1 protein-coding gene is annotated in these 268 nt (G+C 56.0%); it reads right to left on the bottom strand.

Annotated features, from left to right (window positions below):
* Positions 1 to 268, bottom strand: a 268-nt coding sequence (locus tag V5P19_RS23690; RefSeq protein ID WP_334407991.1) for a proton-conducting transporter membrane subunit, incomplete at both ends; no start/stop codon positions are given.

Here is a 268-nt window from a genome sequence, read left to right on the forward strand (position 1 = left end):
GATCTCATCCTTACTGAAGAAGCCCGCAGTGACCAGCGGCAGTGCCGACAGTGCTGCGCCGCCCACCAGGAAGCAGAGATAAACCAGCGGAATAGATTTACGCAGACCGCCCATCTTGAAGATGTTCTGTTCGTGATGGCAGGCCAGAATGACGGAACCGGATGCCAGGAACAGCAGCGCTTTAAAGAACGCGTGAGTCATCAAGTGGAAAATCGCCGCATCCCATGCCTGCACGCCAAGCGCGAGGAACATGTAGCCAATCTGGCTC

Source organism: Enterobacter sp. UNJFSC 003, from assembly GCF_036903355.1.
In the GTDB taxonomy this organism is placed as follows: domain Bacteria; phylum Pseudomonadota; class Gammaproteobacteria; order Enterobacterales; family Enterobacteriaceae; genus Enterobacter.